Annotated in this window: 18 protein-coding genes and 3 pseudogenes; 4 read left to right on the top strand and 17 right to left on the bottom strand. The window is 34.6% G+C overall.

The window, feature by feature from the left end:
• Positions 1 to 339: 339 nt before the first annotated feature.
• From NSQ08_RS03185 to NSQ08_RS03175, 3 genes are all read right to left on the bottom strand, one after another.
• The gene (locus NSQ08_RS03185; RefSeq protein WP_113770662.1) at positions 340 to 1179 is read right to left on the bottom strand and encodes a GIY-YIG nuclease family protein; all 840 of its coding nucleotides are present in this window, start codon (positions 1177 to 1179) and stop codon (positions 340 to 342) included.
• A 223-nt stretch (positions 1180 to 1402) separates the two neighbouring features.
• Positions 1403 to 1627 (bottom strand): hypothetical protein, encoded by a 225-nt coding sequence (locus NSQ08_RS03180; protein ID WP_340771444.1) that lies wholly within the window; start codon positions 1625 to 1627, stop codon positions 1403 to 1405.
• On the bottom strand, positions 1627 to 1857 hold the full coding sequence (locus NSQ08_RS03175) for a hypothetical protein (RefSeq protein ID WP_340771441.1): 231 nt from the start codon (positions 1855 to 1857) through the stop codon (positions 1627 to 1629). The genes NSQ08_RS03180 and NSQ08_RS03175 overlap by 1 nt, the downstream gene beginning before the upstream one ends.
• 293 nt (positions 1858 to 2150) lie before the next feature.
• Here NSQ08_RS03175 and NSQ08_RS03170 point away from each other — a divergent pair, with 293 nt between their 5' ends.
• Positions 2151 to 3428: a hypothetical protein gene (locus NSQ08_RS03170; RefSeq protein WP_340771437.1), complete on the top strand. Its 1278-nt coding sequence runs from the start codon at positions 2151 to 2153 to the stop codon at positions 3426 to 3428.
• Here NSQ08_RS03170 and NSQ08_RS03165 read toward each other — a convergent pair.
• Positions 3416 to 3507 (bottom strand): annotated as a pseudogene (locus NSQ08_RS03165) (DUF4176 domain-containing protein); the annotation flags it as partial. The gene NSQ08_RS03170 and the pseudogene NSQ08_RS03165 overlap by 13 nt on opposite strands.
• Before the next feature lie 13 nt (positions 3508 to 3520).
• The gene (locus NSQ08_RS03160; protein WP_340771435.1) at positions 3521 to 4189 is read right to left on the bottom strand and encodes a hypothetical protein; all 669 of its coding nucleotides are present in this window, start codon (positions 4187 to 4189) and stop codon (positions 3521 to 3523) included.
• A 127-nt stretch (positions 4190 to 4316) separates the two neighbouring features.
• Here NSQ08_RS03160 and NSQ08_RS03155 point away from each other — a divergent pair.
• Positions 4317 to 4580: pseudogene (locus tag NSQ08_RS03155) on the top strand (tyrosine-type recombinase/integrase); the annotation flags it as partial.
• A gap of 102 nt (positions 4581 to 4682) precedes the next feature.
• Here NSQ08_RS03155 and NSQ08_RS03150 read toward each other — a convergent pair.
• From NSQ08_RS03150 to NSQ08_RS03135, 4 genes and pseudogenes are all read right to left on the bottom strand, one after another.
• Positions 4683 to 4964 (bottom strand): hypothetical protein, encoded by a 282-nt coding sequence (locus NSQ08_RS03150; RefSeq protein ID WP_002125625.1) that lies wholly within the window; start codon positions 4962 to 4964, stop codon positions 4683 to 4685.
• Positions 4965 to 4985: 21 nt separating this feature from the next.
• The gene (locus tag NSQ08_RS03145; RefSeq protein WP_002125622.1) at positions 4986 to 5270 is read right to left on the bottom strand and encodes a DUF4176 domain-containing protein; all 285 of its coding nucleotides are present in this window, start codon (positions 5268 to 5270) and stop codon (positions 4986 to 4988) included.
• Between the two features lie 28 nt (positions 5271 to 5298).
• Positions 5299 to 5493: a hypothetical protein gene (locus NSQ08_RS03140; RefSeq protein WP_340771428.1), complete on the bottom strand. Its 195-nt coding sequence runs from the start codon at positions 5491 to 5493 to the stop codon at positions 5299 to 5301.
• A 199-nt stretch (positions 5494 to 5692) separates the two neighbouring features.
• Positions 5693 to 5920, bottom strand: a pseudogene (locus NSQ08_RS03135) (hypothetical protein); the annotation flags it as partial.
• A gap of 540 nt (positions 5921 to 6460) precedes the next feature.
• Here NSQ08_RS03135 and blaIII point away from each other — a divergent pair.
• Positions 6461 to 7408 (top strand): class A beta-lactamase BlaIII, encoded by a 948-nt coding sequence (gene blaIII / locus NSQ08_RS03130; RefSeq protein ID WP_002016516.1) that lies wholly within the window; start codon positions 6461 to 6463, stop codon positions 7406 to 7408.
• Positions 7409 to 7626: 218 nt separating this feature from the next.
• Here blaIII and NSQ08_RS03125 read toward each other — a convergent pair whose 3' ends face one another.
• From NSQ08_RS03125 to NSQ08_RS03090, 8 genes are all read right to left on the bottom strand, one after another.
• Complete coding sequence (locus tag NSQ08_RS03125) at positions 7627 to 7785, bottom strand: hypothetical protein (RefSeq protein ID WP_002087303.1); 159 nt, start codon at positions 7783 to 7785, stop codon at positions 7627 to 7629.
• A gap of 131 nt (positions 7786 to 7916) precedes the next feature.
• A complete protein-coding gene (locus NSQ08_RS03120; protein WP_002150223.1) occupies positions 7917 to 8078 on the bottom strand; it encodes a hypothetical protein in 162 nt (53 codons plus the stop codon).
• 293 nt (positions 8079 to 8371) lie between these two features.
• The gene (locus NSQ08_RS03115; RefSeq protein ID WP_193652648.1) at positions 8372 to 8896 is read right to left on the bottom strand and encodes a hypothetical protein; all 525 of its coding nucleotides are present in this window, start codon (positions 8894 to 8896) and stop codon (positions 8372 to 8374) included.
• Positions 8897 to 9222: 326 nt separating this feature from the next.
• Positions 9223 to 10194, bottom strand: coding sequence for an ABC transporter ATP-binding protein (locus tag NSQ08_RS03110; RefSeq protein WP_061689456.1), 972 nt, complete (start codon positions 10192 to 10194; stop codon positions 9223 to 9225).
• A complete protein-coding gene (locus NSQ08_RS03105) occupies positions 10187 to 11179 on the bottom strand; it encodes an ABC transporter ATP-binding protein (RefSeq protein ID WP_002169052.1) in 993 nt (330 codons plus the stop codon). The genes NSQ08_RS03110 and NSQ08_RS03105 overlap by 8 nt, the downstream gene beginning before the upstream one ends.
• 27 nt (positions 11180 to 11206) lie before the next feature.
• Complete coding sequence (locus NSQ08_RS03100; RefSeq protein WP_002035185.1) at positions 11207 to 12058, bottom strand: ABC transporter permease; 852 nt, start codon at positions 12056 to 12058, stop codon at positions 11207 to 11209.
• 6 nt (positions 12059 to 12064) lie between these two features.
• A complete protein-coding gene (locus NSQ08_RS03095; RefSeq protein WP_002035186.1) occupies positions 12065 to 13015 on the bottom strand; it encodes an ABC transporter permease in 951 nt (316 codons plus the stop codon).
• Positions 13016 to 13313: 298 nt separating this feature from the next.
• Complete coding sequence (locus NSQ08_RS03090) at positions 13314 to 14903, bottom strand: ABC transporter substrate-binding protein (RefSeq protein WP_340771412.1); 1590 nt, start codon at positions 14901 to 14903, stop codon at positions 13314 to 13316.
• Positions 14904 to 15223: 320 nt separating this feature from the next.
• Here NSQ08_RS03090 and NSQ08_RS03085 point away from each other — a divergent pair, with 320 nt between their 5' ends.
• Positions 15224 to 15562 carry a hypothetical protein gene (locus NSQ08_RS03085; RefSeq protein ID WP_002030071.1) on the top strand — a complete coding sequence of 113 codons (339 nt, stop codon included), beginning with the start codon at positions 15224 to 15226 and terminating at the stop codon, positions 15560 to 15562.
• The last annotated feature ends 252 nt before the right edge of the window (positions 15563 to 15814 follow it).

Here is a 15814-nt window from a genome sequence, read left to right as displayed (position 1 = left end):
TTAAATTATTCACTACAGCTAACATAAAGATGCAACACCCAATGAGCGTAAAAATAATTAATGCTACATAATATTTATAATCCTTAGGCAAACTGTCGTAACGTTCCGGACTAATTTCCAAAAACAATCGATTTGCAAGTAGACAGACTCCATAAAGTATTAATGTCGTAATTATGATTATAACTGTCGTCTGTAAAGGACTTATTATTATAAATATAGGTGCTAGGATTAGTAAAAAACAAAAAGCAAAGTCACTAGAATTCATTTCTTTATAGTATAAAAAACGTTTGATTTTTTTCATCATTCACTCCAACCTATAATGACGCTTCTCATAGTCGATTAAACCAAATCTTTCAAACTCCTCCTATTACTATCCTTCCACTCCGTCAATCCATTTGCACTTCGCCCCATGACAATATCAGCTGCTGCCGAAGGACTCGAAAACAACAGATCTTCCATCACAATAAATTCATTATTAATGACAGCTATTTTTTCTGACTGTATTAGCTCATTTCGCTTGGCAATTGAACGCTCTCCATAAGAATTTACATAATCAGTAGCAATTTTAGATCCCTTTAATACAACAAAACCTTCTTGTGTCTGAACCCCTTTTGCTTTTGCACCACGAGCAGCTTCAATATAGAAAATGTCATTCTCATTGATTTCTGTACTATCTTTAATCTCTTCGAATAGCTTATGTCCTAGCGTATTCACCATCATCATAAGATTACTTATATATTCGTCCATTTCCGCGCGATCTGGTTCTGATATTGATGGTATTGGAGGAATGTTACCGTTCATTACGAAAGAGCGATTAGTCGCTTTCGCTTTTTCATACAGCTTATTTTCAATATATTTAATATGAGCTTTATTTAAATTCTCGTCTTTACTGATAAATACAATGACCTCATTCCAAAAGTCCTTTTCGCGTAAATGATCTTGCAAGCGTTTATAAACTTCTTCTGCTTCACCTATGTAAACCGCCTCTTTATCATCCTCATTACGACCGAATAACATATACACACCTGTTGAATTTAAATTCGGACGATCCGCACACTTTTTAACCTCTGTACGAGGAATTCTGTATGCCAATCCCGTCCAATTTGATAACTCACATGTTAATCGTCCACTTGGATCTCCGTCTATTAAAAACATTTTAATTGTTTTGCCGAAAGTCATTTCCTTCTCTCCTTTTAAAATTCCCCTTTTAGTTGCCTATGTATTTTCCGCCAATGCCGCTTCGTTTGTTTTTTAATATGTGACCGACAAGGTAATTTACTCATTTGCTTATGCACTTTTTTAGTATATGCATTAAAATTACCGTATCCCATATATTTGTGACCAAGATACGTATACAAATCATATAGCTCCCTTTTAGGACCTGGTCGGCTTGTAGCATAAGCTATTCGCTTACTTGTTTGAGCTTTTTATATACGCGGGAGTAATATTTGAACAAACTTCTCTCGCATATTCGGATGATATTTTTTTCCACGACAAAGCCTAAATAATCTAATGGACTAATTTTCATATTTTCATTATAAATTATTTTATCTCTATATAAACGTAGCTCCGTTTTTTTCTCTTGAATAATTAGACCATCTTCTTTATAGCTCTCAATTTGTGCCATTAGTTCATTTTCCCACTCATCTTCTGATCACCACTCTGGCCCATACCTGTGTAATGATAAATATCATCTACAACCTTGTCATCATAAAGCTTCGTCTTATCCGAAATAAGCGTTAACGTATTCGTACGATTCGATTTACGCATTCCCCCCTGCGGTGCACATAAAAACACTTCACAAATCTCCTGATTATTTACAACTTCATTGATTACTAATGGACGTGTCATTGTCATAGAATTACCTCCCAAAATATCATTTATTCTTATTATTAAATTCATTGTACTATGATGGTAAACATTGGACCATGGTGTCAGATGATAAGTCTCCCTAACTGCACAGGACAAAATCGCTCAATATAAACCATTAATAACATCCAATGTTAAAAAATATTTATTTCAAGTATAATTAATCAACTAGGAATAGATCCAGATTTAAAGATTGATAAAGAGAAATCACTTCGTCCAGCTAGTGATGATATCAAGCTTACTGATTTGTGGATTAACACCTAAAGAAAGTTGGTATAAATATGATTGATTTAGAAGCATACTTGATTCCAAAAATTGCAGAGCGTTGCAAAATATTACGGATGAATATAGGTTTTCCTATGGAAAGAATGTCTGACAAAGCATCGATAAGTCGTATCGAAAAAGGAGTGGTTCCTAAAAGTGTTAATTTCATTACGGAAACGGTGCTTTTTGATTATACAAATGTATTTGATAAAGCTCCAGAAGAGATTATTTTCGGAAGTTCAGAAGAATTTGAAGAAACTTTAGAATGGCTTTTTACAAAATTATTTAGATTAATTCGTATTAAAGATTTAACTACTGATTCAGACTTATATCGAGGTTTAGATAATATAGATATCGAATCTCAAAAAGCGGTGTTATCAATGGCAGAAACATTTGCTGAATTTAACATAAAGCGATACAACTTTCTAAAGTCTGATGAGAAGTATATGGATAATGTAAGTAAAGACTTGGATTGTCAGTTATGTCTAGGTGGGAAATTCGTTAATCTCGAGAGAGATTTTAGAAAAACTCCAATAAATGAAGAAACTGTAATTGATATTTTTGATATGAGAGATAAAATGTGGTTGATGTGTAGAACGAAGTTTATAAGTTCATTCAGAGTGGAAATAATAGACAATATTTTGAGAGATTTCAAATATTCTAATATCAATTCGAAAGTTAGACAGTGGATTATTCAGCAATTTAATAAAGTTATTGTTCCTGATGTTATAGCAAAATTAAAGAGTAATATGATTTTCAAAATCGGATTCATGGTGAAAAATTTAATTGATGAATTCCTAGATGAAGATTTATCAATATCATTTCAAAATACTGTTCCATTACAGATGACAAAAGCTAAACACTATGAGTTAAACATTAATAGTATTGATTTAAGCAAATTATCGGAAGCTGAAAAAAATGAAAGAGTTGAACTAATATTAGAAGTTATGAGAACAATGCAAAAAGGAGAAATTCCAGATGCTAAGCTTTTACGTTATGGCATAAACTTTAGGGAAGTACCTGAAGCAATTTCAACTAAAGAAGTTGAAATTGCTGATGTTATAAATCGTACAATCAAAACTAGAGGTATTGGGAGGACTCTTAAGGATCCACCAATGTTTGAAGAAAGTCCTATTTTCGTGACATCGGATATTAATCCTCAAGAAGCGATAATGGCAGCTTTTGAGGATTGGTATAATAATAAACATTTTAAGAATCAAAATATTCCAGGATATTTGACTAATAATAGCCAAATAATTCAATGCTTGCATATCAGCTTTCCTCCTTCTGGATAAAAACAGCCAATATAGTCATACATCACAGGTTCTTTAACCATAAGTTTTTTTTCCTTCCATAAATCACAATACTTAAAATTCAATAAAACTCTTTAAAAGGTTTCATGTGTTCTACCTCCACCTTCTATATGCTTCCTTAAATAATAATACCTATGGAGTTCCATAATGAAATGAAACAAAATAAACGAAAGCATGGAGTATACACACATTAATACAATTGCTACCATCTTTTGTGTTGCAAAACCAAGACTGATATTAGCAATGAGTTGACCCAATCCTATAAAAGCCACTACTCCGAAAGCAGAGTTTTTTTTCGATGATTTTGATTTTTTGATTGGTTCCTGAAGTTTTTTAATATGATTTTTATAATAATGATTCAAAGCAAAAATATACAAACCAACCGAAAAAATAAAATAGATGGGAGTTTGTAATCCTAACATTCCATATGCAAACTTTTGGATTATAACTAATAATCCTACTGAACATACGATGCCAAATACCCCACGAAATAGAGTGTATTGTAATTGCCGCTTCCTAGGATTTATAACAATCCATATTGCCCATACATTTAAAAAAGCAACTGGTGGAACTATTATGTACATATATATTGGTTGAAAAGGATTCGCAAAAGCAGGTAAAAGCACAAATATATCTGCTATCCCAATCACAAGAGTAATTATAGTCGACCTTATATCATTTACAGCATAAAGAGCCATATAATATTCAAAAACTTTTTTATGAAAATCTGTATTTTTTTTCATGTTAATTAAACCACCCTGCTACTGTTGACCAAGTTTTTTTCGCACCCGTTTTCACCATATCCTTAATACTATCATCTTCACCATCACCATCTAAATCAACATCCCATTTTACACCTTCTGTGAAATATTATTCCCTTCTCGAAAAGAAGATCACCCCATTAATAAGATCTAGGCTTATCAAAAATTTCAAAAAGCCAAAGATTTTGCTGGTATCGAATCTATTGGGACTCACACTATGCGCAAAACCTTCGGCTATTGGTTCTATAAACAAACTAAAGATGTTGCTATGTTGCAAGAGATATTAAACCACAGCACACCAAAGATTACACTCAAATATATTGGAATCAATAAAGAAGAAAAAGATAATATTCTTGATACATTTCAAATTTAATTTACTTAAAATTACTATTTCAACTGTCATAAAAAATAGTGGAAATTTATAAAGAAAGATCTTTTATTTTAAATTAAAAGGTCTCTTCTACAAACATATATATTAAGATTTATATTTTTTTACTGTACAAGGGATAGTTACGATGTACAAATCTATAGCATAGATTGTAACCCAAATACCTTTCCCTTCAGCTTCTAACTTTTTATTTAGTTGAGATAAATGCTCTGAAATTTTTCTTTTCCCCCATCTTCTAGGAAACCATTGAAAAACCTTAGGAACATTATGTTTCTTATTATACCGAGCATTCAATCTCCAGAAAGTGAAAAAAAACAAAGCAATAATTATGATACAAAAAATATCAAAATATGAAATTCCTAAAATCATATTATATTTTCTCCATTTCCACTAAAACTCAGATAATTTACTTCTTAATTCTAATTCACCCTCTGTTTCAAAACCCTTAAATAATAAATGAGCAATTTGATTATGATTAAAAAATACATTATATTCTTTTGATAAATTACCATGAGGATATGGACAAGAAACATAATCCCATAATTTATTATCATCTTGTTGTTGCTTTCTACCATAAATCATAAGGAGTTGATTAATTTCTTCTACAAGAACTACAGAACCAATTGGTAATAATTCGCTTCCTATTGGTAATTTTGGTATATTTATATTTTCCATACAAAACTCCTCCTAAATAAACTAATTACTACTTTAAAAATAAAGATGTGATTTTATAAAAAATAAAAAAAGCTAGCGGCATCACTATGCCAAAAATTAGAGATAATATCATTTTCTCTTTAAAAGTAGCATCTGCTGCAAGCCAAACGGCTAATAAACTAGAAGGAACAGCAATAAAAACAAAAATAATTAAAATCTTTTTAAACACTTGCAATGAAAACAAAAAAACTTCCCCCTCATAAATATAACATTCTAACTCTTTTCTACTTTTCTACTCCAAATTTTATTCCTAAACCAACAGGTCCAAGACCAACACTTAATTCATTTTTTAATCCAACTTTTGCCTCTCCACCTATACTACCATAAGCTACATCTCCGCCAACAACTAGTTTCCAATCATCAATAAAAGGTAACGGTATTTTAACTTCTCCCTCAACACTATCTATTGGATGTAAAATTGTGTTTAATATTCCTTTAGGTTCATCTAACACCGCTTCATTTTTCCCTTTTTTGTAGTTATGATATTGCCCGATAATAGGAGTATTTTCTATCTGGCGAATAAATTTTTCGTACAACTGATCCATCGCTTCTACGTTATTTTCAACAGTATCTTTAAGTTTATCAAACAACGTTTCTTCTATGTTCTTCGTTTACCTGAACTCGATTTTCTTTATCTAAAAAAGCATAATTCATTAATATACAATTTAAAAACCTCTACTTATATGTAGAGGTTTTTGTATGACGAAAAAACACGTAGTTCCATTGTTATTTTACAAACCCCAAATTCTTCCTCATCTTAAAGTGGAACAAATTTATTACTTAGAGTGTCTAATAAGTGTATTTCTAATATTAGTTGTCCAGATTGGATACAACATATCCCGTTTGACATCTATTTTTATGTATTACAAAAAAAAAGAAAGGACTTATTATTCCCAAAAGTAAAAAATATGTATTGTAATACTACGGTTAAGTATTACAAGTTTAATACTTTCACAGGTGAACAATTACAAGTGGAAACAAAAAAGAAACAGCCCAAACCGTGACTTATCAATCATATAAACGTTTTGGATGTCCTTTAACCTGTAAAATTTTAGCTGCAGTAGTATTGTTACCCTATGCCATCTTTAATTGCATTGGTATTTAGAATACCTAGACAAAATCCATATATTCTTGAAAGAGGTTGAAAATTTATGTTCGTTTTAAACAAGTTCTTTAACATTTTACATTACAAAAAGATTGTGCCTGTAGTATTACTTTCATGTGTATCACTTATAGGTTGTTCCAATAGTAACACTCAATCTGAACCACCTAAACAAACGAATCAAGCTAATCAAATTAAACAAGAAAATACAGGTAATCAATCTTTCGCTAAACTTGAAAAAGAATATGATGCTAAGCTTGGTATTTATGCACTGGACACAGGTACAAATCAAACTGTTGCTTATCATTCAGATGATCGTTTTGCATTTGCATCTACATCTAAATCATTAGCTGTGGGCGCTCTTTTACGCAAGAACTCATTAGAAGCTCTTGATCAAAGGATTACGTATACTCATGAAGATCTTTCTAATTATAATCCAATTACTGAAAAGCATGTTGATACAGGCATGACGTTAAAAGAACTTGCAGATGCTTCAGTTCGATATAGTGACAGCACAGCACATAATTTGATTCTTAAACAGTTAGGAGGGCCCTCTGAATTTGAAAAAATCTTGAGAGAAATGGGAGATACTGTTACTACTTCAGAACGATTTGAACCTGAATTAAATGAAGTGCATCCAGGAGAAACACATGATACCAGTACACCAGAAGCGATAGCTAAGACACTTCAATCATTTACATTAGGAACTGCACTTCCAATAGAAAAACGCGAACTATTAGTAGATTGGATGAAGAGAAATACAACTGGAGATAAATTGATTCGTGCGGGCGTACCAAAAGGATGGGAAGTAGCTGATAAAACAGGCGCGGGATCTTACGGAACAAGAAATGATATCGCAATTATTTGGCCACCAAATAAAAAGCCGATTGTTCTTGCTATACTTTCTAATCATGATAAAGAAGATGCTAAATACGATGATAAACTTATTGCAGACGCAACCAAAGTCGTGTTAAATACCTTAAAAGCTACGGAATAAATGATAATAGGTTAAAAGTTTTCTATTTTAGGCGGGTGTTTTCATCAACTAAAAATTTAATAGTGTCCCAAAAACGAAATTTGGTGCTAACTTGTAATAAAAAGCTCATTTTTATTGTTTGGGGATAAATCGTTCTTTAAGCTTGATGGTGATTTGGTGCTATCCCTAAAACATCTGGACTGTAATAGCCAATTTAAAAAATGCAAACAAAAAGACCTTCAATCAGTCGTTTTGTTTGCATTTCCTTTTTCTAAAACTACAGAAAAGATAAGTACTATAGTTAACACCATAATAAACCTTACTTCACTTCCATCACTTACAAAAAATGAATACAAAGTATAAATTAAAATTAATATTCCATAAATAACTTTGTGCAATGAACTCCCCCCTTTTTGCCGTATAAATTTTAGTGTAAAAATTTAATTCAAGCCCTATATCAAAGTGAAAATAAAAAGCACCTGTGATATACACAAAGTGCTTTTCTCTTGTCAATTTATCTATTTTCTTTTTATAACTCAAATTTCTTCGAATCGTACTTTTCTAGAGTTTGCTGTAATTCATTTTGTTCATATGGAATATGTTTATCTGTCTGTACATCTTCAACATTTTCTCCACCTGTTAATAATCTCCTGTACTTAAAAGAGTGCCCTGTTAATACTGTTGTAATCATTTTGTATTGCCCTCCTTTTGTTTGATTACTTGTATCATAAAACAAGTATCTGAAGTTGATATGTAGTCTATCTAGAGTGTATGTAAATTTAAAAAATCTCTAATAAAATGTTTATGTTGTAACGTAACGTTACCACCAAAACTAGTGCTTCAAACACCATGATTTGAAGAGATAGTCCCTCATGTTCTAGCCTCAATTCCTCCTACAGTTCTATATTCAGTAAAACTAGTTAATCCCTATAATATAAAAAGAGCACCACTTTTTGGATGCTCTTCGTCATAACTATATATTATTTAATTCCCTTCTTTTGTTGGTACCATTTTTCCTTCTTGAGAGTCTGTGCCCTCTGTTCTTTCAACAGTTTTTGCATGTTCTGGTTTTTCAGGGGCTCCCATTTCAAATCCAGATTGAGAATCTGTACCTTCTTTTGCTGGTACCATTTTTCCTTCTTGAGAACCTGTACCCTCTGTTCTTTCAACAGTTTTTGCATGTTCTGATTTTTCAGGGGCTCCCATTTCAAATCCAGGTTGAGAATCTGTACCTTCTTTTGTTGGCACCATTTTTCCTTCTTGAGAACCTGTACCTTCTGTTCTTTCAACAGTTTTTGCGTCTCCTTTAGGAGTTGCTGGCACTGCATCTTTAGGTAAATCAAAGTTTTGTGAGAAAGACGTTGTTCCATCTGCACTCTGTGTAATTACTTGATTGGAACTATTTTCATTTGACTTTAAATTGTCCATTTTCGCATCATCTGCACCTACTGCACCTCCCGCTACCAATCCTGTACTTAAAAGTGCTCCCGCTAATAATGTTTTAATCATTTTTCATTACCTCCTGTTTATTTGTAATATTCATCAAAAAAGTATCTAAAGTTAATGTTTTAGTCATTATCTTTATCTACTTGCTTTTTGATTACATTTAGCATAAGACAAGAATCTATAGTTGATATGGACTGTATCTGGAGATTATGTAAAGAAAAATAGATGATCAATTGTTTAATAAACATAAAAAAGAGCTAAGGCTGTATGAGAACCTTAGCTCTTTTTTATGTTTATTGTTTATTATATAAATTATTTAACGCTACAAGCCATACCAGCTATCATATTACCAACTGAAATACCACCAGGTCCCCCCAATGCTTTCTCCTCTAAAACAAATGACAAGCCACTTGATGCCCCTTCGCAATCTCCACCATCTTCGGTACTTCCTGCGCGCATTTTTCAGTGGCGAATTTGCAGCGCGTTCTGAATTTGCAGCCGGATGGTGAGTTGAGTGGGCTTGGTACTTCCCCTTGCAGAATGATCCGTTCTTTGCCTGTGTTTGTTGGATCTGGTTCTGGCATGGATGAGAGTAGTGCTTGTGTGTATGGATGTGCCGGTTTTGTGTATAGGTCTTCGCTGTCGGCAATTTCTACTATGTTTCCTAAGTACATGACTCCGATTCTATCTGATATGTGTCTTACCATGGATAGGTCATGGGCGATGAATAAGTATGTGACCCCTGTTTCTTCTTGAATATCTTGCAGCATGTTTACGACTTGTGCTTGGACTGAGACATCTAGTGCTGAGATTGGTTCGTCACATAGGATGAAGTCCGGTTTTACAGATAGTGCGCGTGCGATGCTAATGCGCTGTCTTTGGCCTCCGCTAAATTCGTGCGGGTAGCGATATAGGTGTTCTTCTTTTAGTCCTACTTTTTTGAGAAGGTCTAGAATGATTTCTTTTCTTTCTTCGGCTGTGTAAGAGCCATGAATGTTCATCGGTTCGCTAATAATTTGGAATACGTTCATTGTCGGGTTTAATGATGCGTATGGGTCTTGGAAAATGATTTGCATTCGTTTTCTGTATTCTTTTAGTTCACTTTCCTTTAGGTCCGCGATATCTTTTCCATCGAATAGGATGTTACCTGAAGTCACGTCGTGTAAACGAATGATACTTCTTCCTGTCGTTGATTTTCCGCAGCCGGATTCCCCTACTAGTCCGAATGTTTCACCCTTTTTAATTGTGAAGCTTAGGTCATCGACTGCTTTTAATTGCTCTGTTTTTCTGCCGAATAGTCCTTTTTTAATAGGAAAATACTTTTTTAAGTTCCGAACTTCAATTAAGTTTTCTTCATGCATGGGAATCACCTACCGCCCTATCGTTTAACCAGCACATAGAGCGTCTTCCGTTTCCGATTTCAAAATATGGTGGACGTTCTTTTTCACAAATGTCCATTTTATGCGGGCAACGCTCTGCGAATGGGCACCCTTTCGGCGGGTGTAGTAAGTTTGGCGTTACACCTTGAATTGGCGCTAGTCTTTCTTTTACGCCGTTCGATATTTTTGGCAGAGAGTTTAATAAGCCTTTCGTGTATGGATGATTCGGCGATTGAAAAATATCAAGTACATGTCCTTCTTCCATAATAAGCCCGCCGTACATAACGATGACGCGTGTACAGTTTTGCGCAACAATTCCAAGATCATGTGTAATAAGAAGTAATGACATATTCGTTTCGTTTTTTAAGTTTTTCATTAAATCTAGTATTTGTGCTTGTATCGTTACATCAAGCGCAGTCGTCGGTTCATCCGCAATGAGAAGGTCTGGGTTACAAGACATTGCCATTGCGATCATAACCCGCTGCTTCATACCGCCGCTTAGTTCATGCGGATATTGTTTTACCCTTTCTTCCGGTGAAGAAAGACCGACTTGTTTTAGTAAGTTGACCGCGATATTTTGTGCTTCTTTCTTTTTCACTTTTTGATGCCGAATAATTACTTCCGTCATTTGCTTACCAATTTTCACAACTGGGTTTAATGCCGACATTGGATCTTGAGATATGAGTGAAATTTGATTTCCTCTAATAGAACGCAATTCTTTCTCCGATTTAGAAAGCACGTTTTCATTTTGAAAAAGAATCTCTCCTTCTTTCACTTTCCCTGGCGACGTAACGAGGGCCATAACGGATTTCGCCATAACGCTCTTTCCGCTTCCCGATTCGCCAACAATCCCAACGACTTCACCCTTTTTCAAGCTAAATGAAACGCCGCGAACCGCTTCTACTTCGCCGTCTTCTATGAAAAAAGAAGTCTTTAAGTTTTTCACTTCTAATAGTTTTTCAGACACGCTTTTCACTCCCCCTCACTTAAAACATTAGTTCTCATGATGAGCCCCTTTTGGTGCGAAAGCTTTTTTCAACGCTTCACCGATTACGTTAAAACTTAGTACAGTTAATAGAATAAGGAACCCTGGGAAGAGTGTTAAATACCAAGCTTCACCTATGTATCCTTGCGCATTATTTAGCATGCTGCCCCAAGAAGAATCTGGTTCTCTAATACCTAATCCTAAGAAGCTAAGTGATGATTCCATTAAAATCGATGTCGCAATTGTTAATGTCGCTGCGATTATAATGGTCGATAAAATGTTAGGAATGATGTGTCTTACAATAATCATCAATGATTTTTGTCCAGATACTTTTGCATATAAAACGTACTCACGCTCTTTCACAGATAACGTTTCTGCCCTTACGATACGCGCGGTATCCATCCACGTTAATAGTCCGATGATAAGAACAAGCGTTGTAATTCCTGGTTTTAAATAAGCATTTAATAGTAGCATTAAAAAGAATGATGGAATCGACATAAGAACTTCAACAATTCGCATTAAGAAGTTGTCTAACTTTCCGCCAAAATATCCGCTAATTGTTCCTACTGCGGTCCCGATTGTAATGGAAACAACCATCGCTAGAAAACCAACCGCAAGGGAAACTCGTCCGCCATATAACGCTCTCGTTAAATAATCCCTTCCGTAATCATCCGTGCCGAACGGATGACTCATACTCGGTTCTTGTAAACGATCTGGAATCGACATTTTACTAGGATCGTACGGTGATACGAATGCGAAAAGAGACGCGATTGTTAAAACACCCAGTATAATAACTCCCATTACTACAAACTTATTTTTTGTAAAACTATTTTTTATCGTTTGAAATCTCCTATTGTTCATTCCAAATCACCCCCTCATTCGAATGCGCGGATCTACTACGCCATATAAAATATCAGCAATTAAATTACCGAGAATTAACATGAACGATGATAATAATGTGATTGCCATAATAATTGGATAATCAAATCTAAAAATAGCATTTACCCCGAGTGAACCAAGTCCCGGCCATGAGAATACTGTTTCCGTAATGAACGCTCCGCCTACTAAACTTGGAATGGATAATCCGAAAATTGTAATGATCGGTATTAATACGTTTCGAAGTACGTGATTAAATAAAACTGTTTTCTGTGAAGCACCGTACGCATATTGAATTTGTACGTAATCTTCCTCTAATTGCTGGATGGTACTTGAGCGAATATATCTCATATAGACAGAGATGTTTTGGAACGCTAGCACCATGCAAGGTAAAATACCGTGCTGGACAATATCCCAGAAGGAATCTTGACCGACTGTGCGCATACCCATACTCGGAAGCATGTTCAACTTTAAAGAGAATAAGTAGATTAATAGTAACGCGAACCAAAAGACTGGCATTGAGATTCCCACATAGGAGATGAAGTTCACAATGCGGTCAAAGAACGAGTTCTTTTTCACACCTGTAAATAATCCAAGCGGTATTGCGATTACAAATGAGACGAGTAAAGATGATCCCATTAACCCAATTGTTGCGGGTAATCTTTCTGTAATAAGTTCTAAAACAGGACGATGGTTTTGAAGTGAGTATCCAAAATTCCCTGTTAAAATATTTTTTAACCATAAAAAATATTGCACGTAAATCGGCTGATCTAGTCCTAAACTTTTGCGAATACGCTCGACATCAATCGGACTCATATTCGGCGTTACAAAGTTTCGAACAGGATCGCCCGGCGCTAGTTTTATTAATAGAAAAGAAATAATAGAAATAACAAATAAAAGCGGAATCGCATTTAAAAGCCTCTTTGCAATTACTTTATACACAAACTTCCCCCCTCAAGATAAAGTGAAACTTTAATCAGTGGGGGTTTTGTCCATCCCCACTGATTATTAGTTGAACCAATCGGGCATTTACAGGCAGTTGATCTCCCACCTCACTTCTTTGCCTCAGTTGACTTTCGAGGTGGGAGTCTTACTGCCCGTTAATGCGGGATAAAGTGAAACTTTAATCAGCCCTACTCCCGCCTAACTTCCTCGCATTCGCCGGATTTTGAGGTGGGAGTCTTACTGCCCATTAAAGCGGGATAAAGAAGCTGATTTTCACCAGCTTCTTTACAGTTTCTTATTTCACTTCATAAATCTTCGATAGATCTTCAAACATTGTAACTGGAATTGCTTTTGCTTCTTTTAATCCATCAAACTTTTTATCTACTGCAATAACTGCTTTCGGATATGCGATTGGAAGATAAGGTAAGTCTTCTCTAGCTGTATCTTGGATTTTGTGGTATAGCTCTGCGCGTTTTGTTTTATCTGTTTCAACCGCAGCTTCTTCCCATAACTTATCGAAGTCAGCATTTTTATAACGTGCATAATTGTATTCCGCATTACTTAAGTACAGGCTCTTATATGAATCTGGCTCTGGTCCCATTATGTAACCACCGAATGTAATGTCATATTCTTTATTCTCTTTATCTAAGCCTTTTTCACTTGCTGCACTAGCATCTAATGCATTCAGTTCAACTTGTAAGCCAACTTCTTGTAATTTTTGCTGTGTATAAAGTGCTAGACTTTCCATGATTTTATTATTCGTTACATACATAACGCGGATTTTTTCTTTATCTTTCACACCAGCTTTTGCTAATAAATCTTTCGCTTCTTTTTGATCATACTTATACTCTTTAATATCTTTCGCATAATACATAGCGTCTGGTGTTAAGATTGAATTTGCCGGTTCTGCAAATTGACTAGAAACGAACGCTGAGTTAATCATTTCTTTCTTATCTAATGCATGCGCAATTGCTTGGCGCACTTCTTTTTTCTTCATAAGGTCTGTATTAAAGTTATAAGCTAAGTAGAATAATCTACCTTCAGGGAATGTGACCATTGAGAAGTTCCCAGTGCTATCTAATTTCTTAAAGTCTTGCGGCTCAATCATCTTCATATTAATTTGACCATTTTGTAGTGAAACGTTTGCTGTATTACGGTCTTTTACAACACGGTACACGATAGAATCTAATTTCGCTTTACCAGCAAAATAATCATCGAATCGCTCTAGCGCAACATATTCATCTGATTTAAACTCTTTTAATTTAAATGGACCTGATCCTACAGGTTGTAGGTTTTTCTTACTCTTCACTAAATCCGCTTCACCTTCAAATACATGTTTCGGAATTGGGAAGAAATCATTCATAACCCCTTCGAAAGATGCACTTACTTGCGGTAATACAAATTGAGTCGTTAGCTCATCCACTTTTTTCACCTCAAGCGGCTTTCCTTTAAAAATAAAGTTTTCACGGCTTGAACTATTTTGCTTCTCATCTAAAATAGATTGGAATGTAAATACTATATCGTCTGATGTAATTTTCTTACCATCATGCCATTTCAAATTATCCTTTAGTTTTAAAGTCCATGTTAATTGATCTTCTGAAGGCGTAAAGCTCTCAGCGAGAACAAACTTTTTCTTACCGTCTTCCATATGATACAGCGGTGCATATAAAGCTTGCTGTATCGTCAATGACACACGATCATTCGCATAAAGCGGATTCATCGTATCGGGATTATCACTAACACCAACTGTTAACGTTCCTCCATCTTTCGGAGTCCCTGACGTACTAGTTCCTGCTTGCTTCGAAGAATCTTTCTCCCCTGAGCAAGCCGCTAATGCAATAAGTAATAGTAGGACAAATGGTAATGCAAACAACTTCTTCTTCATATTTCGACCCCTCTCGACTATTTACACCTATAAGAAAACTCGGAATTAATACCGAGTTTTCTTATAGGTTTTAAATTACCACTACCCGTATGTATTGTCAAACTTTTTCGCAAAGATAGACAGTTTGAAATCTATTAATGAATTCTTGCGATAAAATATATTTATGCGGGGGGGTAAAATAAAAAGACCACGAATAGGTGGCCTCGTAAAATGCGTTGAAAAACTAGCAGCCTACAGAAAGTTTCTCTGAAATGGTTGTTATATATAATTGAAAATGTAGAATGGGATTAAAGATAAAAAAACATTTTTAGGAGGTTATCATGACGTTTGATGAATTGAAAAAAAACAAACCAACAACCCCATGGGTTGAGCATGATGAAGATGGGGAATTTTTCACTGAAGAAAATATAAGTGCAACAAATAAGGTTCTTGACACTTACATTAACCATCTAGAGCAATTAGGCGAGACTCCAACCGAAGTCGAAGTAATGCAAGTTGTTAAAGAGGTAGTTATTAAACTAAATGAACTAAATATCGAACATGACCATTTTATCGAAACAATGGAAAGAGAAGATCTCTATGAATTTATCGATGCGGCAGCACGAATAGCTGGCTTAGAATCCGAAGAAGATATAACAGAAGAATGGCGGGAATGGTAAAAAAGCTGCACCTCTAATTATTAGAGGTGCAGCTTTTTTCATACGCCAATTGAATTAATGATTTGATGTCCGCACAGAATTTACGTGTTCCAACATATCATTAACATCTTCTAAATCAAATTTCCCTAACCATTCTTACAGTCCTTCGTCTATTTCGACTTCTCCTCGTAATGCCTTTTAAATTTCGTTGTACATATAAGAGTCACCACAACAAAATTAAATAAAAAAACGATTCTCTTATATATTATAGTA

This window comes from Bacillus sp. FSL E2-8887, assembly GCF_038007205.1.
Classification (GTDB): Bacteria; Bacillota; Bacilli; order Bacillales; family Bacillaceae_G; genus Bacillus_A; species Bacillus_A mycoides.
Note: the sequence above shows the minus strand (reverse complement) of the source record. Positions and strands in the feature narration are given on the sequence as shown.

What these genes read in the sequence shown, in the direction of transcription:
- NSQ08_RS03185 (WP_113770662.1), bottom strand. Translation starts at nt 1,179, where the DNA reads ATGACTTTCGGCAAAACAATTAAAATGTTTTTAATAGACGGAGATCCA.
- NSQ08_RS03180 (WP_340771444.1), bottom strand. Translation starts at nt 1,627, where the DNA reads ATGGCACAAATTGAGAGCTATAAAGAAGATGGTCTAATTATTCAAGAG.
- NSQ08_RS03175 (WP_340771441.1), bottom strand. Translation starts at nt 1,857, where the DNA reads ATGACAATGACACGTCCATTAGTAATCAATGAAGTTGTAAATAATCAG.
- NSQ08_RS03170 (WP_340771437.1), top strand. Translation starts at nt 2,151, where the DNA reads ATGATTGATTTAGAAGCATACTTGATTCCAAAAATTGCAGAGCGTTGC.
- NSQ08_RS03160 (WP_340771435.1), bottom strand. Translation starts at nt 4,189, where the DNA reads ATGAAAAAAAATACAGATTTTCATAAAAAAGTTTTTGAATATTATATG.
- NSQ08_RS03150 (WP_002125625.1), bottom strand. Translation starts at nt 4,964, where the DNA reads ATGATTTTAGGAATTTCATATTTTGATATTTTTTGTATCATAATTATT.
- NSQ08_RS03145 (WP_002125622.1), bottom strand. Translation starts at nt 5,270, where the DNA reads ATGGAAAATATAAATATACCAAAATTACCAATAGGAAGCGAATTATTA.
- blaIII (WP_002016516.1), top strand. Translation starts at nt 6,461, where the DNA reads ATGTTCGTTTTAAACAAGTTCTTTAACATTTTACATTACAAAAAGATT.
- NSQ08_RS03120 (WP_002150223.1), bottom strand. Translation starts at nt 8,078, where the DNA reads ATGATTACAACAGTATTAACAGGGCACTCTTTTAAGTACAGGAGATTA.
- NSQ08_RS03115 (WP_193652648.1), bottom strand. Translation starts at nt 8,896, where the DNA reads ATGATTAAAACATTATTAGCGGGAGCACTTTTAAGTACAGGATTGGTA.
- NSQ08_RS03110 (WP_061689456.1), bottom strand. Translation starts at nt 10,194, where the DNA reads ATGCATGAAGAAAACTTAATTGAAGTTCGGAACTTAAAAAAGTATTTT.
- NSQ08_RS03100 (WP_002035185.1), bottom strand. Translation starts at nt 12,058, where the DNA reads ATGAACAATAGGAGATTTCAAACGATAAAAAATAGTTTTACAAAAAAT.
- NSQ08_RS03090 (WP_340771412.1), bottom strand. Translation starts at nt 14,903, where the DNA reads ATGAAGAAGAAGTTGTTTGCATTACCATTTGTCCTACTATTACTTATT.
- NSQ08_RS03085 (WP_002030071.1), top strand. Translation starts at nt 15,224, where the DNA reads ATGACGTTTGATGAATTGAAAAAAAACAAACCAACAACCCCATGGGTT.